This is a genomic window from Ferruginibacter sp. (assembly GCF_028288465.1).
In the GTDB taxonomy this organism is placed as follows: domain Bacteria; phylum Bacteroidota; class Bacteroidia; order Chitinophagales; family Chitinophagaceae; genus Ferruginibacter.
Window position 1 is genome coordinate 300,391 of the sequence record NZ_JAQBNR010000021.1, and the last position, 22,398, is coordinate 322,788.

A 22,398-nucleotide genomic window follows, 5' to 3' on the forward strand; every position below is an offset into this window, starting at 1 on the left:
TTGCACAGACCTTTAACAGCAATTTTGTCCAACCTGCTTATGCCATTATTCCGTACTGCCCGTCACAACAAGCCTGTTTTATTATTTACGCTGATCATATTATTGTATTGCGCCAATGCAACGGCGCAACTTACTGCTGATTTTACATTGGATAAAAGTAACGGCTGTGCGCCGCTCGCCGTAAATTTTACCAATACTTCTTCGGGCGCTTCTGCTGCGGCAATTTATACCTGGGATTTTGATAATGGCAACAGTGCTTTCATTGCAAACCCCGGAGCTATTTTTATCGAAGAAAAAACATACAATGTAACGCTCACAGTCAGTGATGGTTCCTTCACCAGTTCCAAAACAAAACAGGTTACAGTCAATACCCCTCCACTGGCAGATTTTACCGTTTCCCCGGTTAAAGGATGTTTACCGGTGACGGTTAATTTTAATGCCACCACTACCCAGGGCAGCAATCTTTATACGTGGGATTTTGGGGATGGGAATACGCAACAAGGGTATAATTCAGCCACGGCACATACCTACACGATTCCTCAAAAAGTAAGTGTGAGCCTGACCGTTGGTAACAGTTATGGCTGTACTAAAACTATTCAGAAAGATAACATCCTGACTATTTTACCTGCTATCAGCGCCGTGTTCGGCGCCAGCAGAACTTTTTTGTGCAGGGTAACTGATGCTGTTGAATTTACTAATACTAGTTATGGTCCCGGCACTTTGACCTATTTGTGGGATTTTGGTGACGGCACCACTTCAACGTTCATAACACCTTCACACACCTTTAAAACCAAAGGTACTTTCACCGTAACGTTAACCGTTACCAGTTCAGAAGGATGTGTGGCCGTTAACACGCAAAGCGGATATATTAATGTAGACAATTTTAAAACTGATTTTACGGTTCCATCACTGATATGCCAGGGTTTTAATATTGTTTTCAATAATACCAGTACACCTATAGCCTCCACAACAGAATGGTTTGTTGATGGTGTGCCAGCCTATGCCTATTATTATGACAATAGCTTAAACTATAATTTTGCAGTAACCGGAGCACATACCATTGAACTCAAAAATACGTTCGGCAGCTGCAGGGATTCTGCATCTAAAAAAGCGGTAATAAATGAAGTGCCCAACCTGAATGGTTTTATTACCAACAAAACGAGTGAATGCAATGCACCGGTTAAGGTTAACTTTAAAGATACCACTGCCTCTGCGGTAAAATGGGAGTGGAATTTTAATCAATATTATTTAACAGATATACAATCTGTATTGCAGGCCCCGTCGTATACCTATATCAATAATGGCGATCATTATATTTCGTTAAGGGTTACCAACGCCGCCGGATGTACCTCCACGGCAAACCAATACGTTAGCATTACGGGGCCTTACGTAAGCATTACGTCCAACGGAACAGCTCCAACCTGTGGCCCCTACTCTTTAAAGTTTACTACAACTAGTTCAGATTCCATTATTCAATACAACTGGAATTTTGGCGATGGAAACTTTTCGACCGAAGCGCAACCCAGCCATCTATTTAACACTGGCGGTTACTGGCCTGTTACGCTCACCTATAAAACAAAAACCGGCTGCAGCGGCACGGCCACTTATGGAACTGTTGCCGTTTATCTGATGCCAAAAGCCAGTTTTTCAGCAGGCTCAACCACTATTTGTGGCAATTCGCCGGTAACCTTCAACGCTGTTTACCAAGGTGCAGATACCGACTATTACTGGGATTTCGGCGACAATAATTACCCTGGTTACAATTACGGAAGTTCCCCAACGCATCAATACCTTTATGACAGTACTTACACAGTTACCCTTATTGTAGCCAACCGGGGCAATTGCCGGGATACCATCACCAGGACTAATTATATTAGAGTTTTACCACCTTTTCCCCGAATTACCAGCCAGGCAAATACCTGTGCAGGCACAAGGGGTATGGTAACATTTACCCAGGAATCGAAAAAAGCAAACACCTGGACGTGGGATTTTGGAGATGGAATTACGAAAACATTTTTTGCGGATAGTCCATCCGTAAATCATGTGTATAACGCAACAGGAAGCTATAAAGCTGTACTTATTAATACTAATGGCCAATGCACCGTCAGAGATTCCATATATACCAAAGTGTTACTGAAACAAACTCCATTGCTCACTGCCAGTGCAACACAAGTTTGCAGTGACGGAAATGTTCATATACAAATCAGCAAACTTCAGAACAATCCTGCTTATCCCTCCTACGACAATCATTATAACTTTGAAAAGCTGGAATACAACGATGGCAGCGCATTCACTGGTTATATTGTCAGAGATAACGACTCAAATTATTACTGGTCAAATTCTTTTAAGGGAACATTGGGTAATTTTTCGACAAACACAACAGCTTTAAGGATCATTTTAAGGTCATCTTCCTTTCAATGCCCCGACACTACTAATTTTATACCGCTTGCAATAAAAGGTTCAAAGGCTGGCTTTGAAGTGGTGACTGATAATGTGTGTTTTAAATTGCCAATCGTTTTAAAAGATACTTCCAATACCAATAATAAAATCGTAAGCTGGCAATGGAATTTTGGTGATGGTGCAGTGGAAACAGTTGCACAAGGCGGCCTGGTGAGGCATACATACAGCAACCCTGGTTATTATTATGTAAGTCTTACTGTTGTTGATGCTTCGGGTTGCAGTACCACTACTCCATCTTACAGCCAGTATGTTACAGTGAACGGTCCTAAAGCTGCATTCTACCCTTCTACCAGCAATACTTACATTACGCTGCCGGTTTATTTTTATAACAATACCAATAACTATAACAGCAACAATACACAATACAAATGGCAATTTGGCGATGGCATTTCTTCCACCGACTACTCTCCGCAACATACCTATCAACGTCCCGGCCAGTTCACTGTACAATTAATAACCACCAATCCTGACACCGGTTGTACTGATACCACTTCGCAGGTTATTATTGTGAGCAATTTTATACCAATATTTACTTTTGATAAAATGTATTTAACCGGGGCTGGCTGCCCGCCTGTTTTGGTAAAAATGACTAACAACTCCACCAGCTATACTTCAGTAAAATGGGATTTTGGAGATGGCACTTCTGCCGATAACTTAAATTACCCTGGTCATATCTATGAGCAACCGGGCAAATACATCATCACGCTGTATGTATATGGACCCAGTGGCCTAACCGGCACGTTCAAAGATTCGCTGCTGATTAAGCTGCCACAAGGGGGTATTAAAACAAATAAAAACGAAGGCTGCATTGGTTTAACGCCCACATTTACCATCACCACAAAAAATGCGCTATCATATGTATGGGATTATGGGGACGGCACCATTGTTAGCAACGGCAACCTTACTACAAATCACCAGTACAATCATCCCGGCAGTTTTATACCGTTGATGGTACTCACAGATTCCAATGGCTGCAGCGCATTTACTCCTCTTGCAGATACTATTCTGGTTCACCCTGACCCCGTTATAAAAATCATTCCCCAGGATCCAAGGATTTGCCGGGGGCAGCAATTAGATATTACCGCTTCCGGAGGTTCATTTTACTCCTGGTCGCCGGCGGTTGGTTTAAGCAATGCATCCATCGCCTCACCTGCGACAAGCCCGTCCGTTACCACCACTTATACTGTTACAGTAAAAGATAATACCGGATGTTCATCCAGCGCTGCACAAAAAATTACTGTTGTTCAACCTGGCAAATTAACTGCCGGCAGCAATGCTGCCGTTTGCCTTGGCAAGTCCATCCAAATGAACATTGCCGGCGCCGCATTTTACCAATGGATCAACAATACCGCCGGCTTAAGCAATACTGCCATTAGTAACCCGGTAGCAAGCCCTTTACAAACTACTTCATATACTGTAACCGGAACGGACGAATATAAATGCTTTAGTGATACAGCAATAATAAAGATTGCGGTTTTAGCACTACCCACAGTTAGTGTTGCGCAGGTGCCGGACATTTTGCTGGGCACTCAAATACCACTGAACAGTACAAGCAGCAGCGACGTAATTACATGGAACTGGATGCCTGCCGATTACCTCAGTTGCAGCGACTGCCCATCGCCGGTGAGTACACCACTGGCACAAAAAAATTATACCCTCACTGTAACAAACAGCAACGGATGTAGTGCATCTGCAGAGGTAATACTTAAACTGCAATGCCAGGAAAACAGGGTATTTATTCCTGCGGCCTTCTCGCCCAATGGGGATGGCAAAAATGATGTATTCAACATCAGAGGCATTTCGGTGGTGAAGCATTTGATCGTTTACAATCGTTGGGGGTCGACGGTATTTGAGCGCCATAATTTTATCGCGAGCGAACGGTCTGCAGGCTGGGATGGGACTTTCAGGGGTGAGCCTTTACCTGTTGGTACCTATGCCTACTTTGCTCAAATGGAATGCCCGTCCGGAGGGTCATTTAACCGGAATGGCACAGTAGTTTTGGTGAGATAAAATCAGTTCCTGTTTCAAATACTTAATCAATAATAATCCATCGCAACAGTCCGCGGGTTACTGCATTCTTTAATTTTTTATTTATCTGCAAGCACGTGCTTGTAAAAAGCCTTCCTGATTTCAACGTTGGTTTGCGATGATTTTTTATAAATATTCTCTACATTTACACCGGCGATCATTCCCGGATTTGTTTTATTCTAACGCAGAGTCAATTCCTTCCTTCGCTCACGACTAAGCAATAATTCACAACAGCAGTTAAAAATCCACACGCAAACAAATGAGCGCAGAAACAGAATACAAAAAAGTAACCACCAATACACTTCAGAAAATGAAAGCAGCAGGAGAAAAAATCTCCATGATTACTGCCTACGATTATTCATTCGCAAAATTATTTGACTCGGCAGGCATTGATGTCATTTTAGTTGGCGATAGTGCCAGCAATGTAATGGCCGGCCATGCCACTACCCTTCCTATAACCCTTGATCAAATGATTTATCATGCACAAAGCGTTGTAAGGGCAAGGGAAAGGTGTCTTGTGGTCGTAGATCTACCTTTCGGTTCCTATCAATCCAACTCTGATATCGCCCTCGCATCTGCCATCCGCATCATGAAGGAAAGCGGCGCCCACACAGTAAAGCTGGAAGGCGGCGAGGAAATCATTGACTCCGTAAAAAAGATCGTCAGTGCCGGCATACCTGTAATGGGGCACCTCGGTTTAACGCCCCAGTCCATCAATAAATTTGGCTCTTACGTAGTAAGGGCTACTGAAGACACCGAAGCCGAAAAATTAAAAAAAGACGCCCTTATTTTACAGGAAGCCGGCTGCTTTGGCATCGTACTCGAAAAAATTCCGGCGATATTGGCGAAAGAAGTGTCGGAAAGTTTACACATACCAACCATTGGCATTGGCGCGGGCGGTGATTGCGACGGACAGGTGCTGGTAATGCATGATATGCTTGGCATTAACACGGAATTTAAGCCGCGTTTTTTACGCAGGTATTTAAATCTGGATGAGCAGATAACAGGTGCCATCAAACAGTATGTGTCAGATATTAAAACCAAAGATTTCCCTAACGAAAATGAACAGTATTAATATGTGTTCTGTCAATATCTCCTGAACTATTGACAAGCATTTTCTATCTAAATATTTACAACATCTGCGCACAGTTCAAATTTATTTTTGTTAAGCTGTCCCGCGCCTGTTTCCAAAAATAATTTATGAAAAGCATTCTTTTCTTCATTTGCATATTAATTACTACTAACCTTGCCGCTCAAATAATTGAGTTAAATCCGATCACCGTTACGGCTGCCAGAACTCCTCAAAAAGCAAGTGAAACCGGGCGCTCCATTACAGTAATGGAGGGTAAAATATTTAACCAGTTAAGTGTACACTCCATTGATGAGTTATTAAAATACATTCCAGGTGTTGAAGTACAGTCGCGGGGGCCGATGGGCGCCCAGAGCGATATCGTATTAAGAGGTGGCACTTTTCAACAGGTATTGGTATTATTGGATGGTATTAAGGTAAACGACCCAATCACCGGGCACTTTTCATCTTATGTTCCCATTGCGCCGTATGAGATTGAACGCATAGAAGTATTACGCGGCCCCGCTGCCGCAGTTTATGGTGCCGAGGCTGTTGGCGGAGTCATCAACATCATTACCAAAACCTTCAACAAGTTGGTGAAAGAAAAAAGTAACCACGAAAACATCGGTGTTTCGCTGGGGCAATATGGTTTGGTAAATGGAACAGCGGGATGGCATGGCACCGGGCAAAAATTAAATGGTTCAATAGGTGTACTAAGTAACAATACATCGGGCCAGCTTTTAAGAGGCAGTAACCGGGGCTATATTCATAACCATACTTTTAGCGGTTCAGTGGCCATGGCATTAAAAAACAACTGGCAGCTGGCCTTACGCAGCAGTTACGATACCAGGGATTTTGCAGCACAAAATTTCTACACCACTTTTAAAAGTGATACCGCCACAGAAAGGGTAAACACCTGGTGGAACCAGGCCCAGTTAAAGCAACAGTCAAAAAAACACAGTCAGCAACTGGATGTATTGTATAAAAACACCAGCGATCATTATGTTTATAATGCCGCTTCAGCCGCCAATGACAACCGCTCTCATTTACTGTTGTTACAATATGTGTATGCACAAAAATTAAGTGAACATTTTAATCTAAACACTGGTATGCAGCTCGATAAAAGGTTCATCATTTCCAACGATCGCGGCAATCATGCAACCGCTCATGGCGCTTTGTTTGCAACAGGTGTGTACTCAAAAAACCGGGTCAAAATTTCACCCGGCTTAAGGTTAGACAAAGATGGAAATTATGGAACGGCGCTTTTGCCGCAGTTAAGCGCTTCCTGGCAGTTATCAAATATAACATTGCGTGCCAACACTGGCAGAAGTATCCGTGGCGGCGACTTTACGGAGCGGTACAACAATTACAACAAAAGTTTTGTAAGTGGAGGCAGCATTGGCAATCCTGATCTTACCACAGAAAATGCCTGGAGCTACGAAGCAGGCGCAGACCTTATTTTAAACAATCGTTTTAAAGCAAGCGCCACTGGCTTTTACAGAAACCAGCACAATGTGATTGACTTTGTAACCACCCCTTACAGCGACATGCCAAGAAAAGAAAATCTTTCGCCAACCGGTACCTATGCATTGGCAAAAAATATCAAAAAAGTAAAAACATCCGGTGTGGAAATTGAGCTGACCTACGAACAAGCATTTAGCCGGCAGCAGCACTTGTATATCAATGCGGGCATTACTTTCCTGCATTCGGTCAGCACAGACCCCGTGCCATCTTTTTATATAATATCCCACGCGAAAACACTCATGCAGTCAACTTTTTTATACCAGTATAAAAAAGCCAGTCTATCCGCTAACATGGTGTACAAAAACAGGGGCGCTCTTAACGCTCCGGCCATCAACGCGGCTATTTCAAGCAACTATTTTTTACTTAACTCAAAACTCAGTTATATGCTGTACCGGAAATTACAGTTATTCATTGCTTCCAACAATATTACCAACATCAAATACAGCGATTTGCTGGGAAGCATTATGCCACGCAGATGGACAACTGCCGGCGTAAACATTGATCTTTAAAAATGTTGTTGGGCCGGGCCAGGAAGCTTTGTGGTGCCGCATTGGCGTCGCACTCTTTTACAGTAAATTTTTATTGAGCTTTACCAAAGCGTGTAAAGTACAAGTAATAGCATCTGCAAATCAACAACTTTACAATCGTAACTTTGTAAAAAATAGTTTATGCAATTCCTTTCTCAATTACAAGTACAGCAAAAAAATAAAGGCGTATCAACCGGAACAAAATGGCTTTCATCAAAAGGCGCGGCCATAGATTCCTATTCTCCCGTGGATGGCCAATTAATTGCCTCCGTAAAAAGTGCAGATAAAGAAAGTTATGAAGCTGTTGTACAACAGGCACAAACTGCTTTCGCAGAGTGGAGAACCTGGCCGGCGCCCAAACGCGGCGACATCGTCCGCCAGATTGGTGAAGAATTAAGGTTACAAAAACATGCGCTTGGCCAATTGGTAAGTTACGAAATGGGCAAGAGTTTACAGGAAGGTTTGGGCGAAGTACAGGAAATGATTGACATCTGTGATTTTGCCGTTGGATTAAGCCGCCAGCTGCACGGATTAACCATGCATAGCGAAAGACCGGGCCACAGGATGTATGAACAATATCATCCGTTAGGCATCGTCGGCATCATCTCCGCTTTCAATTTCCCGGTTGCAGTCTGGAGCTGGAATACCATGCTGGCATGGGTTTGCGGAGATGTTTGCATCTGGAAGCCCAGCGAAAAAACACCTTTGTGTGCTATTGCCTGTCAGAATATTACTGCAAAAGTTTTCAAGAAGAACAATGTACCTGAAGGTGTAAATAATTTAATTGTCGGCGACAGAATTGTTGGTGAATGGATGAGCAATGACTCCCGCATTGCGCTTGTTTCCGCTACAGGAAGCACAAGAATGGGCAAAGCAGTTTCAGCCGCCGTGGCAGGAAGGCTCGGCCGGAGTTTGCTGGAACTGGGCGGTAACAACGCCATTATTATTTCAAAAGATGCGGACCTTGACATGGCATTGATCGGTGCCGCTTTTGGTGCAGTAGGTACAGCAGGACAACGCTGCACCTCCACCCGCAGGCTCATCATTCACGAAAAAGTGTACAATAAATTTAAAGATAAATTAGTGCATGCCTACGGGCAGTTAAAGATCGGCGATCCTTTGAATGAAAAAAATCATGTAGGTCCGTTGATTGATACCATGGCCGTTGAAATGTATAAAGATGCCATTGAAAAATGCAAGGCCGAAGGTGGTAATTTTGTTGTAGAAGGCGGCGTATTAAAAGGCAAGGGCTATGAAAGTGGGTGTTATGTAAAGCCTTGTATCGCCGAAGCAAAAAACAGTTACGCCATCGTACAGCATGAAACCTTTGCTCCTATTTTATACCTCATGAAATACAAAACACTGGAAGAAGCCATCGCCATGCAGAATGGTGTACCACAAGGGCTATCATCGGCCATTATGACCAACAACCTAAGGGAAGCAGAACAATACCTTTCTGCAGCAGGCAGCGATTGCGGTATCGCCAACGTAAACATCGGCACTTCAGGTGCTGAAATCGGCGGTGCTTTTGGCGGCGAAAAAGAAACCGGCGGTGGAAGGGAAAGCGGCAGCGATGCCTGGAAAGTGTACATGCGCAGGCAAACCAATACCATCAACTACACAGATAAATTACCGCTGGCACAGGGAATTAAGTTTGATTTATAAAATACCGGATGGAACGCTGATGGCGCAGATGAAACAGATCTAAAACGGATAATTAAGGAAGGCTTTTTTGTCAGTGTCAATCCGTAAAATCAGTCTCATCAGCATTCCATCAAAAAATCAGTGCAAATCCGCAAAATCAGCGCAATCAGCGTTCTATCCATTTTTCAAATAATTTTTATATCTTGCACAAAAATTATTACCATCAAATCTTCGCAAAACATATCCTATTTTCTCAGCAATAATCTTGATTTGCTGAATCACTAAGTTCACACTTCGCTCACTCTCCCATTGCCGGAGAGGAGGTTTTCTATTTCCGCCCACTTTATTGAATTTAATAGCTTTTATTAATTAGTCAACTTTATCATCATGCAATCAACTATCAACTTATCCGCCAATACGCGACATTATATTGACCTGGAAGAAAAATACGGGGCACACAATTATCATCCCTTACCGGTTGTATTAAATCGGGGTGAAGGTGTTTTTGTGTGGGATGTGGGTGGTAAACGTTACTATGATTTTTTAAGTGGCTACTCAGCTGTCAACCAGGGGCATTGTCATCCAAAAATAATTGCTGCCCTCACAAGGCAGGCCAGCCAGCTAACTCTTACCAGCAGGGCCTTTCACAACAGTTTGCTGGGCGAGTATGAACAGATTATAACAACCTATTTTGGATATGATAAAGTACTGCCGATGAACACGGGAGTTGAGGCGGTTGAAACGGCATTGAAACTTGCCCGCAAATGGGCCTATGAAGTAAAAAAAGTGGCCCCGAACCAGGCGGTGATTGTAACCTGCGAAAGCAATTTTCATGGCCGCACAACGGGCGTAATCACGTTCAGCACTGACCCTTCTGCTAAAAATAATTTCGGCCCTTTCACCGGCGGATACACTACTGTAGACTACAATAATTTGGCGGCGTTGGAAAAATCTTTCCAGGATAAAAATGTGGCTGCCTTTCTTTTTGAACCGATCCAGGGCGAAGCGGGCGTAATGGTACCGGATGAAGGATATTTAACCGGTGTGAGAAATTTATGCACCGAATACAATGTGCTGATGATTGCGGATGAAATTCAAACAGGGCTAGCCCGTACCGGGAAGATGCTGGCATGCGATCATGAAAATGTTCGTCCGGATATTTTAATTCTCGGCAAGGCGCTCAGTGGTGGCGTATTGCCGGTAAGTGCAGTACTTGCAAACGACAAAATCATGCTGACTATCAAGCCCGGCGAACATGGCAGCACCTATGGTGGCAACCCGCTGGCATGCGCTGTGGCCATTGCAGCATTGGCAGTTTTGAAAGATGAAAACATGTGCGAGAACGCCGAAGTAATGGGCGAATTATTACGCAGCGAAATACGAAAACTGAACTCGCCATTTATTTCACTGGTACGGGGAAAAGGATTATTGAACGCCATTGTAATAAAACACAGCAACCCGGAAGCCGCATGGGATTTGTGTTTAACCCTAAAAGAAAACGGGTTGTTAGCCAAACCAACACACGGCGACAAGATACGTTTTGCGCCACCGTTGCTGATAACAAAAGAGCAGGTGATAGATTGCGTGAGTATTATTGATAGAAGTTTGAAGACGTTGGGATAGAACTTCAACAAAGATGCACATGGTCTGTATGAACAATTTAGCCCAGGCATTTGGCAAAACCCGAAAATATGATGGAGCTTGAACCAGTCAAACTTTCAATTTCATTTAAATAATTTATAAGCCGGATATTGATTCCGGCTTTATTTTTATACCTCCATGATCTGCTGAATTGCTTAATTTTAAAAACTGATTTAATAAAACTTTCATTTATGGAACATACCACCCGCAAAGATTTTCTACAGACCTCCGGATTTCTACTTGCCATGGCTGTTACAGGCAGTTCTTTTGATCTGAAAAAGAAAATGCCATTGCTCTCTTTTTCTACGCTCGGTTGCCCCGACTGGACCTTTCAGCAAATTGTTGACTTTGCGGTTGCAAATAAATTCGCTGGTCTTGAATTGCGGGGCATTTTGCGTGAGCTCGATTTGAATAAATGCAAAGAATTCAGCAGCGCAGAAAGTATCGCAGCAACCAACAAACTGATGAAGGAAAAAGGGTTGCATTTTTCAGATCTTGGTTCATCTGCGGCAATGCACCATAGTGATGCAACTGAGCGAAAGAAAAACCTGGACGATGCCAAACGTTTTATTGACCTGGCGCAAAAAATAGATTGTCCCAACGTTCGGGTATTCCCGAACAATTTGCCGAAAGAAGTCGACCGCAATGTTACCATTGATTTGATTACACAGGGTTTGATTGAACTGGGCGAATATGCAAAGGGAAGCAATGTAACAGTAGTGCTCGAGTCGCATGGAGAGCTTGTTTACGTGAAAGATCTGCAAAAGATAATGCAGGCTGCGGCAGGCAACAATGTTGGCCTCGTGTGGGATATTGTTAATATGTGGTCGGTGACAAAAGAGCCGCCTGCTACCGTATATGCGGCGTTAAAAAATTACATTCATCATACCCATATTAAAGATTTAAAAGTTACCGATGGCAAAGAGCACTATACTTTTTTAGGTGAAGGTGAAACACCCATTTTTGAAGCCATCGATATTTTATATAAGGATGGATACAAAGGATACTTTAGTTTTGAATGGGAAAAATTATGGCACCCTGAAATTGAAGCACCGGAAAAAGCCATTGCACATTATTCAAAAGTGATGAGGGCGCATTTTAATGGATAGGAATTAATGGATAATTGATAATTGCATAATGGATAATAGAATGACGTTACGGCTAACTAAATTTGATAATGATTTTAATAAACGACGAGCTCGGCGGTTTTTGACTTTTTACTTCTGAATTTTGCCTTAGCTTCCTGCATTTTTACTTTTGGCTTTGCGTTCACCTTTTCAATATCTTTACGCCCCAATAAACAACCATCGAATGGACACCCATCTTCACCACGACACACATATTGAAAGCCATTTAAAGAGCTCCGAAATGCTCACCGATATTGTTATTGGCATGAGTGACGGCCTTACCGTTCCATTTGCACTGGCTGCAGGTTTAAGCGGTGCTGTTAGCAGTAGTACCATTATTGTTATCGCCGGCATTGCAGAAATCTGCGCAGGCAGCATAGCCATGGGGTTGGGCGGCTACCTGGCAGGAAAAACCGAACAGGATCATTATAGCAGCGAGGTGAAAAGAGAATACGATGAGGTTGAAAACAAGCGCCACCTGGAGATTGAAGAAACAAAAGAATTTTTTGCCAATATAGGTTTAAGTCCGGCTCTGCAAAACCAGGCTACAGAAGAAATTGCACAGGATAAAGACCGTTGGGTAGATTTTATGATGAAGTATGAATTAGGTCTTGAAAAACCAGATCCTAAGCGGGCTACCAAAAGTGCATTGAATATTGGCCTCGCCTATATAGCAGGTGGTATTATACCTTTAAGTCCTTACTTTTTCGTTACTGATTCAACCGAAGCATTAAAAATATCTGTCGTAGCTACCCTAATCTGTCTTTTCATATTCGGTTATTTTAAAAGTAAAATCACTGGCGTAAACCCATTGATGGGCGCCGTAAAAGTGATGCTTATCGGTGCGGTTGCTGCTGCTGCTGCCTTTGGAGTTGCCAAACTATTTGAAGGTCATTAAAAATATTGGAAAGAATCAGGCTGTGTCAACCGTATGTTTTTTATTGGAAACAATATTGTCCATCGTCCATTCAATCTTCTTTTCAAACGGATGTTGCCTTACCGGGCAATCATCTTTTGTGCAGATCCTGCAACTGAATTCAAGACAACCATCCGAGTGCACAAATAATTCCATCGAGTCGCCGTATTCATTTTTTATAAGGTCAGATAACTGATCGATTTCATGATGCGCTTCATTTACATTCATATACCATGGCACAGTAAGATGACAGTCCAGGTGAATGGTACCACCATATTTTATAATGCGCAGGTTATGCAGATCAATCCAGTTGGGTTTGCGGTTGGCGTTTAATGTTACCACCAGTTTTTCCAGTAAAGTAGTATCGGCTTCATCCATAATACCGGCTACGGATGTACGTACAATTTTATAACCGGTGAACATAATGATGAATGCAAAAAGAATGGCTACAGCACTATCTATCCACCACAATTTTACAAAATACAGCAACACTAATCCGGCAATGATACCAATAGTAGAATAGGTATCGCTTTGCAAGTGTTTGCCGCTGGCAATTAATGCAAGCGAATTATTTTTTTTACCTGTGTTGATACAAACACTGCCGGTGAAATAATTGATGACGGCTGTTGCAGCCACAATCCAGATACCATAATCCAGTTGCTGAATGGGATGCGGATGGAGTAAGTTATTGATAGCTTCGTATACAATAATTAAACCTGCAACGGATATCAGCGTACCTTCTATAGCTGCTGATAGAAACTCGGCTTTGCCATGACCATAAGGGTGATCCGTGTCTTTTGGTTTGGCGCTAACATACAGGCTGTAAATACCAATCAGGCCGGCCACTACGTTCACAGTACTTTCCAATGCATCGGTTAAAATAGCTACCGAACCGGTCAAATACCAGGCGATTACCTTCATGATAAAAAGAACAATGCCGATGAGCGTTATTATTTTTTGAAGCCGTAAATTTTGCTGCGCTTTGTACAAGAAAAAATTTTTTAGGGAACAAAGATAACTTGTATCATCTTGGCAACCGGCAAAGATTTTGATTTAACCAAAACAGTTTCCTTTTTGTTTTGGCGTTTACCCCCTGTTTTGCTGTTTAATTTGTTGCCGCAATCCATACCTTTGCAAACATTGGCAAAATAGCAGGCTGCCATCTATAACATAATAAAAGTACCGCAATGGTATGCGGTACAAGAGGGCGATGCAACGGTGTTCCACACTGCTTTGTAGCCCGGACAAAACCTTTTTAACATGGAACTGAGTAAGAATTTTATTGCCGGAGAAGCAGAAGCCAAATGGTATGCGCACTGGCTGGAGAAAGGCTATTTTAACAGCACACCCGACGAACGGGAACCTTATACGATTGTAATTCCGCCACCAAACGTTACCGGTGTGCTGCACATGGGCCATTGCCTTAATAATACCATCCAGGATATTTTAATTCGCCGTGCAAGAATGCAGGGCAAAAACGCCTGCTGGGTGCCGGGAACGGATCATGCATCCATTGCTACCGAAGCAAAAGTGGTGGGCATGTTGAGGGAAAGAGGCATCGCGAAATCGTCTTTAACAAGAGAAGAATTTTTAGCCTATGCCTGGGAATGGAAAGAAAAATATGGCGGTATTATTTTGCAGCAATTAAAAAAGCTGGGCTGTAGTTTAGACTGGAACCGCACCAGCTTTACGATGGATAAAGATTATTACCAGAGCGTGATGAAGGTGTTTGTGGATCTGCATGGTAAAGGACTTATTTACCGGGGCAAAAGAATGGTTAACTGGGACCCGGTAAGCCTTACGGCGTTGAGCGATGAGGAAGTTATTTTTAAAGAGGTTGATTCTAAACTATATTATGTAAAATATTTGCTGACTGATAAAGATGGCCAGCCGTCAGGCGCTGGCCTTACGGTAGCTACCACAAGGCCTGAAACTATTTTGGGCGACATTGCAATTTGTGTAAACCCCACAGACGAACGTTATACAAACCTTATTGGTAAGAACGTACTGGTACCCATCATCAACAGGGTGATACCTGTTATTGCAGATGAATATGTTACCATGGATTTTGGTACGGGGGCTTTAAAAATTACACCGGCGCATGATAAGAATGATAACATGCTCGGCATTAAACATAACCTGAAAGCAATTGACACGCTGGACGCTTCGGGAAAATTTACTGCTGAAAACTTGATGGAAGACAATCCTTCGGAACTTGTTTTGAGTTATGTGGGTGTTGACCGTTTTGCTTTACGTAAAAAAATTGTGGAAGACATCAGTGCATTACAATTGATTGAAAAAACAGAAGAGTACAAGGGACAGGTTGGCACCAGTGAAAGAACCGGCGCAGTAATTGAACACCGTTTATCGCTGCAATGGTTTATTGATATGCAGAAATTTATTGCCAATAATCCGGAGATACTGTCGGCTGTAAGTGATGACACCATTGCCTTTCACCCGGCGAAGTTAAAAAATACGTACAGCCATTGGATGGGGAATATTAAAGACTGGTGCATCAGCCGCCAGCTCTGGTGGGGCCAGCAAATACCCGCCTGGTATGATGAAGCGGGCAATGTATATGTTGCAGAAAGCCTGGAGGCATTACACGTCAATCAACCGGAAACAATTGGATTGCAATTAAAGCAGGATGAAGACGTACTGGATACCTGGTTCTCTTCCTGGCTTTGGCCGATGGAAGTATTTAAAGGCATCAGTCACCCGGGCAATGATGATATTGCTTATTATTATCCTTCCACAACATTGGTCACAGGGCAGGATATTCTCTTTTTTTGGGTGGCACGTATGATTATGGCGGGTTACGAATATGCAGGACAACGGCCTTTTAAAGATGTGTATTTTACCGGCATGGTAAGGGATAAGCTGGGCAGAAAAATGAGCAAGCAGCTGGGCAACTCTCCTGACTTGCTGGCGCTGATTGATAACTATGGTGCAGATGCGGTTCGTTTTGGAATCATGGTATCCTCCCCTGCCGGTAACGACCTGATGTTTGATGAAAGCGCACTGGAACAAGGTCGCAATTTTAATAACAAATTGTGGAATGCGCTAAAACTGGTTAAGATGTGGGAAGCAAGAGTTGCTGATGATAATGACACTTCTGATACCAATAGTTTTGCCATCAACTGGTTTACCAACAGGCTGAACGAGGTAAAGGCAGAAGTGGAAATACTGATGCATCAATTTCGCTTGAGCGAAGCCTTAAAGACAATTTATTCATTGATATGGGATGACTTTTGCAGCTGGTATTTAGAATGGGTTAAGCCCGGCTTTGAACAACCTGTTGAAGCCGCTGTATTCAATACTACTGTTGCTTTTTTTGAAGAACTGATGCAGTTACTTCATCCGTTTATGCCTTTTGTTTCAGAAGAAATTTATCATTTGCTCAGGCAGCAGTCAACTGATTTATGCGTTACGCAAAATGCACCAACCATTGCTGCAGCCGTGCCGGTTTTGCAACAGGGTGAATTACTGAAACAGGTAATTTCTGCTTTAAGAGATGCACGCAATAAAAATCAGCTGAAGCCGAAAGAAACGATTCAACTCCACATTCAGACTGAAGACAGCGCTGCGTTTAAAGCTATTGAAAACATCATCAGCAAACAGGTAAATGCGGCCGCTGTTTTTTATACCAATGATACTGTTGCCAACAGCATTGTAGTTGCAGTAGAGCAAAATAAATTTTACATAGAAAGTGAACAGAAGCTGGACAGCGCTGCTTTAAAAGCTGATTTATTGAAAGACCTGGCTCACCAGCAGGGATTTATTGCCAGCGTGCAAAAGAAATTAAGCAACGAAAAATTTGTACAAAATGCAAAGCCGGAAGTAATAGAGCTGGAACGTAAAAAATTGTCTGACGCTGCAGCAAGAATTAAAACTATTGAAGAAGGTCTTGCAGGGTTGAATTAAGTTGACTGCACCAATTTTGGTTAAAATAAATACATTTTTTTTCTTTGGCGCCTTGTGGGATAGCTGTCACACTATTGTTACCATAATTTCGTTTTATCTTTAAAGTTATGATGATAAGAAAATTTTGTGCTTATTCTTTACTGTTCGTTGCAACCCTTTTTACCTGTAGCAGGACTATTGCACAGGCGCCTGCGAAGACTGCCTCCAAAACTGCTGCAAAATTTAAACCTCCGGTCGTAAAAACCTTGCTCGGCAACCTTTCCGGCAGTACGGCCGTGGCTGGCGTGGAAGAGGCGAAAAATTTAATCAGCCAGCCATTAAAAATAGCAGACAGCAAAAACAGTGCTTATACCGTAGCATCTTACCAGTTTACCTATAAAAGAATCGGCATCACCGAAGATGAAGAAACCGGCAAAACTTCACCGCAATCGGATATTGTATCAAGACAATTTGATACTACCCCTTTACCGGAAGTATGGCAAACCAATATTGCCGAATCATTGCATTCAGGAGAATCGCTTTACTTTTTTGACATCATTGTATTGGATAAACTGGGCCGGCGTTTTTTTGCGCCTGAATTAAAAATTACCATTCAATAATTTCAATCTTCCTGTCTCCAACTTAAATTGCAAAAGCTATATTGCATGAGCCTTCTGTTTGGTATTATCACACTTGAAAATTATTCATTGCCAGCTACATCTGTTAATAAATAAAATACAAGGCAATCCTTATCCTACCCTGAATTATTGTATTTTTAATTTTTGCTGCCACTGCTTACAAATAATATTTGTTTTCCTCCTGAAACGCACAGAAATAATTGATTGGGCAATCAACTGTTTATAGAACATTATGCGAAAAAAAATTATTCTGCTGTGCTGCATTGGCCTTCTTTACGGCGTTGCATACGGACAGGGCAAACTGGTAGATAGCATGATCGCCTGGACGATCGCCCACCCTGCCATAGATTCGCAACACCTGCTCACATTACACCGCATTAGTTACAGGTTATCAGAAAAAGATGTCAAAAAATCGTTTGAATATTACGAGAAAGTGTCTGCCCTCAGCGACAGCGTGAATTTTATTTATGGCAAAGCCCTGGCCCAAATTAACCTCGGTATTTTATTAAGCAACTCTGCAAACTACCATGCCAGTAACAGCGCCTATTTTAAAGCCATCGACTATGCAGAAGCCTGCGGTTCGCTGCGTTTAAAGTCGGTGTCGCTCAACAATATCGGCGATAATTTAAAAGTGCTGCACGATTATGAAAAAAGCAGGAAATATACACAGGAGGCAATACAAATCAATTCGCAGCTAAAAGCCTGGCGGGGCGTTGCCATCAACTATGAGCTGCTGCACGAATGTGACCTGCAGGAAAAACTATATCCTGCTGCAAGGGAAGACCTGGTGAAGGGAATGCCCTATGCGTTGTTATCCAACGATAGCTATGTGCTGTCCATATTTTATTTGGGTTTTGGAAAACTGCATGCCGTTAACGGACATAATGATTCTGCCATTTTTTATTTTAATAAAGCCATTGAACAGGCCAGGCAGCAAGACGATTTAAGAAATGTGCAACAGGTTTTCTTAGCCCAGGCGGAATATTTATCCAATATCAGTAGTAATAAAAAAATAGCACTGCTGGATTCTGCATTACAACTGGCAACGCAAACCAGTTTTACACAGGGCATTGCCGACGTAGCGCAGGAACTTGCCTCCGTATGGGAAGAGAAAAAGAACAACGACTCATCCCTGCATTTTTACCGCATTTACCGAAAAGCCGCCGATTCACTTTTTTCTGAGAACAACAAACGCAATGTTATCATCAAGGAATCGGAATGGATGATTAAAAGAAAGGAGCTTGAAAACACCCATCTAATGGAGCTTTCGCAATTGCAGCACCAGGATCTTACCATCAAAAATATTCTATTGCTGGTGGTATTTATTTCGCTCATATTCGCCATCGTAATCGCCTTCTTTATTTATAAAACCAGTACGGCAAAAAAGAAAAGAAGTGAAGCCTCGTTAAAGCAAAAAATAGCTGAGGTACAAATGCAGGTGTTAAGAACACAAATGAATCCGCATTTTATTTTTAACAGCCTCAACAGCATTGAAAATTTTATGATGCAGAATGAAAAATGGCTGGCAAGTGATTACCTCAATAAGTTCACAAGGCTTATCCGTTCTATATTGGATAGCAGTTTTAACGAACTGATACCGGTAGCAAAAGATATGGAATCGCTGCAGTTGTACATTGATTTGCAACAGCTGCGGTTCAATAATAAATTCACCTACCGCACCTGCATTACCCCCTCCATACTAACCGGCGACTATAAAGTACCCTCACTGATTATACAGCCTTTTGTAGAAAACGCTATTGAACACGGCATTGCACATAGTGAAAAAACAGATTGCTTTGTAGCCGTTTCTGCAGAACTGCAAAATGGATTTTTGTTGTACACTATCGAAGACAATGGTATTGGAAGAAAACAGGCTGCAGCATATAACTTCAATAACAAGCGCCACCATAAAAGCGTAGGCCTTACCATTACCGCAGACAGGGTACATATTTTTAACGGGTCGGAAAAAGATGCTGGTGATATTGTAATTACAGACCTGCACACGCCGGATAACCAGCCTGCCGGAACAAGGGTACAAGTAAAAATTAAATTATTGTAACATGGAAAAGATTAAAGCCATCCTGATTGACGATGAATTAAGCAGCCTCCAAAACCTGCAGCAAAAGATCGCTGAATTTTGCCCCACCATCCAGGTAATTGCCAGTGCGCAAAAACCGGAAGATGCGATCCTGCTAATTAATCACCACAAACCCGATGTTATTTTTTTGGATATTGAAATGCCTAAAATGAATGGCTTCCGCATGCTGGAAGAATTAAAGGAGGTAGATTTTGAAATTATTTTCACCACCGCCTACAATCATTATGCCGTAGAAGCCATCCGCATCGCAGCCTTTGATTACCTGCTGAAACCCATTGCCATCAAAGATCTGCAGCAGGCTGTATCACGGCTGAATAAATTACTGAACCCGCAAACCAGGGAAAGAATGGATGTACTTAAATCTTCCCTGGGTGATAAAAAATCGCAGGAAGATAAAATTGCCATCGCCACTACAGAAGGGCTTGAATTCATTCCCATCAAAAATATTATTCACATTGAAAGCAACAGCAATTACAGCAAGATATTTTTTAAAGACAACCGCACATTAACCGTTACCAAACTATTAAAAGATTTTGAAGACATGCTGGTGCCCTACCATTTTTACAGGGTACATAATTCGCACCTCATCAATTTAAACTACATACAAAAATACCTGCGCAGCAATGGCGGAAGAGTAATGATGCAGGACGGTACCGAAATAGAAGTAGCCAGGAGAAAAAAGGAAGAGTTTTTGAAGATGATAGCGGGTTAGTGGATATGAAAAAAATGGATAATGAACTAATTGATAATTTATAATGAATACAACCCTTAATGACGATTTTTAAAACTTGGCTTATTGACTTTTTATGATCAAATATTACCCACTTGCCTGACAAAGCCCATTATCAATTATTCCATTATCAATTATCAATTAAACCAGCTCATGCGTCTGCTTAATAATCCCCATTACAAACGTGCTTTGCACTTTGCCCATATTTTCAATCTGGCTTAATTTGTTTACGTGAAAATTGTAGTAAGCATTCATGTCTTCGCACATTACCTTCAGCATAAAATCAAACTCGCCGGATATGCTGTAGCATTCAATTACTTCGCTCAATGCCTGCATGGCATCAATAAATTTTACGCCGGCTTTTTTACTATGCTCTTTTAAGGATACATAACAAATCACCATCAGACCCTTTTTTACCTTGTTATGATCCAGCAATGTGGCGTACTGTTTTATTACGCCACTGGCTTCCATGCGCTTGATGCGTTCATGCACCGGCGTGGTGCTCAGGTGCACCTGTTCGCTGATTTCCTTCACCGTTATGCGGGCGTTTTTTTGCAGCAGGTGCAGTATCGCCAGGTCCTTGCTGTCAAGCGTTGTTTCTTCAACAGGTAAATCTTCTTTTACAATTGCTTTGGCCATGGTTAAAAAGTGTTTTGTCCTGCAAAAAGCAGTATTTGTTAAGGTTTGTCCCAAAGTTATCAAATTGTGCAGAATATTATACTGTGTTGGTACATTTGCTGTCTAAAATAAAATTTATGTCAACCATCACACAAAATTCAATAGACTTCAGCCTTAAAAATAAGGTTGCAGATATCAGCCTTGCCGAATGGGGCCGCAAAGAAATCCGTTTAGCCGAAGCAGAAATGCCGGGTTTAATGGCATTAAGAGAAGAGTATGGTCCGAGCCAGCCATTGAAAGGCGCACGCATCGCCGGTTGTTTGCACATGACTATTCAAACAGCTGTTTTAATTGAAACGTTGATCGCCCTTGGCGCTGAAGTTAAATGGAGCAGTTGCAATATATTTTCTACGCAGGACCAGGCTGCTGCTGCCATTGCTGCTGCAGGCATCGGTGTATTTGCATGGAAGGGACAAACACAGCAGGAGTCTGACTGGTGTATTGAACAAACTTTGTTCTTCGGTGGTGCAGATCGTCCGCTGAACATGATCCTGGATGATGGTGGTGATTTAACCAATATGGTGTTGGATGTGTATCCTGAACTGGTTGCCGGCATCAAAGGTTTATCAGAAGAAACTACTACCGGTGTTCACCGCCTGTACGAAAGAATGGAGAAGGGCACATTGCCAATGCCAGCGATCAATGTAAACGATTCGGTTACCAAATCTAAATTTGATAACAAATATGGTTGCAAGGAAAGTCTGGTAGATGCTATCCGCCGTGCTACTGATGTTATGATGGCTGGTAAGGTAGCTGTTGTAGGCAGTTATGGTGATGTAGGTAAAGGGTCTGCCGCTTCATTAAAGGGCGCAGGTTGCCGCGTTATCGTTACTGAAATTGATCCTATCTGTGCATTGCAGGCTGCAATGGATGGTTTTGAAGTAAAGCCAATGATTGATGCAGTTAAAGAAGCCGATATCATCGTAACGGCATCGGGTTGCCGCGACCTTATCACGGAGAAACATTTCCGTGTAATGAAAGATAAAGCCATCGTTTGTAATATTGGTCACTTTGATATTGAGATTGACATGGCATGGTTAAACGCCAACTACGGCGATACCAAAAACACCATCAAACCACAGGTGGATATGTACACCATCGAAGGTAAAGATGTAATCATCTTAGCTGAAGGCCGTCTGGTAAACTTAGGTTGTGCAACAGGTCACCCATCGTTTGTAATGAGTGCTTCTTTCACCAATCAAACCCTTGCCCAGATTGAGTTGTATTGCAACCCCGGCAAATACGAAAACAAAGTGTATGTGTTACCAAAAGTACTGGATGAAAAAGTAGCCCGTTTACACCTTGCAAAAATTGGTGTGGTACTGGATGTTTTATCACCAGAACAAAGTGCCTACTTAGGTCTTCCAAAAGAAGGACCATTTAAAGTAGATCACTATCGCTACTAATGGATGCAT

At 42.3% G+C, this 22,398-nt stretch carries 14 protein-coding genes; 12 read left to right on the forward strand and 2 right to left on the reverse strand.

Annotation, left to right across the window (positions count from 1 at the left end; genetic code table 11):
- The first annotated feature begins 39 nt into the window (after positions 1-39).
- The 7 genes from JWR61_RS10515 (at position 40) to JWR61_RS10545 (ending at position 12,918) form a co-directional block, all read left to right on the forward strand.
- Positions 40-4,470 carry a PKD domain-containing protein gene (locus JWR61_RS10515; protein ID WP_301927768.1) on the forward strand — a complete coding sequence of 1,477 codons (4,431 nt, stop codon included), beginning with the start codon at positions 40-42 and terminating at the stop codon, positions 4,468-4,470.
- Between the two features lie 277 nt (positions 4,471-4,747).
- Positions 4,748-5,563, forward strand: a complete 816-nt coding sequence (panB, locus tag JWR61_RS10520) for a 3-methyl-2-oxobutanoate hydroxymethyltransferase (RefSeq protein WP_301927769.1) — start codon at positions 4,748-4,750, stop codon at positions 5,561-5,563.
- Positions 5,564-5,688: 125 nt separating this feature from the next.
- Positions 5,689-7,590 (forward strand): TonB-dependent siderophore receptor, encoded by a 1,902-nt coding sequence (locus JWR61_RS10525; RefSeq protein ID WP_301927770.1) that lies wholly within the window; start codon positions 5,689-5,691, stop codon positions 7,588-7,590.
- 159 nt (positions 7,591-7,749) lie between these two features.
- A complete protein-coding gene (locus tag JWR61_RS10530; protein ID WP_301927771.1) occupies positions 7,750-9,273 on the forward strand; it encodes an aldehyde dehydrogenase family protein in 1,524 nt (507 codons plus the stop codon).
- 366 nt (positions 9,274-9,639) lie between these two features.
- The gene (rocD, locus tag JWR61_RS10535; RefSeq protein ID WP_301927772.1) at positions 9,640-10,875 is read left to right on the forward strand and encodes an ornithine--oxo-acid transaminase; all 1,236 of its coding nucleotides are present in this window, start codon (positions 9,640-9,642) and stop codon (positions 10,873-10,875) included.
- A gap of 209 nt (positions 10,876-11,084) precedes the next feature.
- Positions 11,085-12,002, forward strand: a complete 918-nt coding sequence (locus JWR61_RS10540) for a sugar phosphate isomerase/epimerase (RefSeq protein ID WP_301927773.1) — start codon at positions 11,085-11,087, stop codon at positions 12,000-12,002.
- A 202-nt stretch (positions 12,003-12,204) separates the two neighbouring features.
- A complete protein-coding gene (locus JWR61_RS10545) occupies positions 12,205-12,918 on the forward strand; it encodes a VIT1/CCC1 transporter family protein (RefSeq protein ID WP_301927774.1) in 714 nt (237 codons plus the stop codon).
- 15 nt (positions 12,919-12,933) lie between these two features.
- On the opposite strand, the gene JWR61_RS10550 is transcribed toward JWR61_RS10545, so the two are convergent.
- The gene (locus JWR61_RS10550) at positions 12,934-13,926 is read right to left on the reverse strand and encodes a cation diffusion facilitator family transporter (protein WP_290337774.1); all 993 of its coding nucleotides are present in this window, start codon (positions 13,924-13,926) and stop codon (positions 12,934-12,936) included.
- A gap of 270 nt (positions 13,927-14,196) precedes the next feature.
- On the opposite strand from JWR61_RS10550, the gene JWR61_RS10555 reads away from it, so the two are divergent.
- From JWR61_RS10555 to JWR61_RS10570, 4 genes are all read left to right on the forward strand, one after another.
- Positions 14,197-16,860 carry a valine--tRNA ligase gene (locus JWR61_RS10555; RefSeq protein ID WP_301927775.1) on the forward strand — a complete coding sequence of 888 codons (2,664 nt, stop codon included), beginning with the start codon at positions 14,197-14,199 and terminating at the stop codon, positions 16,858-16,860.
- Between the two features lie 107 nt (positions 16,861-16,967).
- Positions 16,968-17,459: a hypothetical protein gene (locus tag JWR61_RS10560; protein WP_301927776.1), complete on the forward strand. Its 492-nt coding sequence runs from the start codon at positions 16,968-16,970 to the stop codon at positions 17,457-17,459.
- 250 nt (positions 17,460-17,709) lie between these two features.
- Positions 17,710-19,536 carry a histidine kinase gene (locus JWR61_RS10565; protein WP_301927777.1) on the forward strand — a complete coding sequence of 609 codons (1,827 nt, stop codon included), beginning with the start codon at positions 17,710-17,712 and terminating at the stop codon, positions 19,534-19,536.
- 1 nt (position 19,537) lies between these two features.
- Positions 19,538-20,287: a LytTR family DNA-binding domain-containing protein gene (locus tag JWR61_RS10570; RefSeq protein WP_301927778.1), complete on the forward strand. Its 750-nt coding sequence runs from the start codon at positions 19,538-19,540 to the stop codon at positions 20,285-20,287.
- A 159-nt stretch (positions 20,288-20,446) separates the two neighbouring features.
- On the opposite strand, the gene JWR61_RS10575 is transcribed toward JWR61_RS10570, so the two are convergent.
- The gene (locus tag JWR61_RS10575; RefSeq protein WP_301927779.1) at positions 20,447-20,944 is read right to left on the reverse strand and encodes an Lrp/AsnC family transcriptional regulator; all 498 of its coding nucleotides are present in this window, start codon (positions 20,942-20,944) and stop codon (positions 20,447-20,449) included.
- Between the two features lie 116 nt (positions 20,945-21,060).
- On the opposite strand from JWR61_RS10575, the gene ahcY reads away from it, so the two are divergent.
- Positions 21,061-22,389, forward strand: a complete 1,329-nt coding sequence (gene ahcY, locus JWR61_RS10580) for an adenosylhomocysteinase (RefSeq protein ID WP_301927780.1) — start codon at positions 21,061-21,063, stop codon at positions 22,387-22,389.
- Positions 22,390-22,398 lie beyond the last annotated feature (9 nt).

Excerpts from the sequence above, each read along its gene's own strand:
- JWR61_RS10515 (WP_301927768.1), top strand. The coding sequence starts at position 40 with ATGCCATTATTCCGTACTGCCCGTCACAACAAGCCTGTTTTATTATTT.
- panB (WP_301927769.1), top strand. The coding sequence starts at position 4,748 with ATGAGCGCAGAAACAGAATACAAAAAAGTAACCACCAATACACTTCAG.
- JWR61_RS10525 (WP_301927770.1), top strand. The coding sequence starts at position 5,689 with ATGAAAAGCATTCTTTTCTTCATTTGCATATTAATTACTACTAACCTT.
- JWR61_RS10530 (WP_301927771.1), top strand. The coding sequence starts at position 7,750 with ATGCAATTCCTTTCTCAATTACAAGTACAGCAAAAAAATAAAGGCGTA.
- rocD (WP_301927772.1), top strand. The coding sequence starts at position 9,640 with ATGCAATCAACTATCAACTTATCCGCCAATACGCGACATTATATTGAC.
- JWR61_RS10540 (WP_301927773.1), top strand. The coding sequence starts at position 11,085 with ATGGAACATACCACCCGCAAAGATTTTCTACAGACCTCCGGATTTCTA.
- JWR61_RS10545 (WP_301927774.1), top strand. The coding sequence starts at position 12,205 with ATGGACACCCATCTTCACCACGACACACATATTGAAAGCCATTTAAAG.
- JWR61_RS10555 (WP_301927775.1), top strand. The coding sequence starts at position 14,197 with ATGGAACTGAGTAAGAATTTTATTGCCGGAGAAGCAGAAGCCAAATGG.
- JWR61_RS10560 (WP_301927776.1), top strand. The coding sequence starts at position 16,968 with ATGATGATAAGAAAATTTTGTGCTTATTCTTTACTGTTCGTTGCAACC.
- JWR61_RS10565 (WP_301927777.1), top strand. The coding sequence starts at position 17,710 with ATGCGAAAAAAAATTATTCTGCTGTGCTGCATTGGCCTTCTTTACGGC.
- JWR61_RS10570 (WP_301927778.1), top strand. The coding sequence starts at position 19,538 with ATGGAAAAGATTAAAGCCATCCTGATTGACGATGAATTAAGCAGCCTC.
- JWR61_RS10575 (WP_301927779.1), bottom strand. The coding sequence starts at position 20,944 with ATGGCCAAAGCAATTGTAAAAGAAGATTTACCTGTTGAAGAAACAACG.
- ahcY (WP_301927780.1), top strand. The coding sequence starts at position 21,061 with ATGTCAACCATCACACAAAATTCAATAGACTTCAGCCTTAAAAATAAG.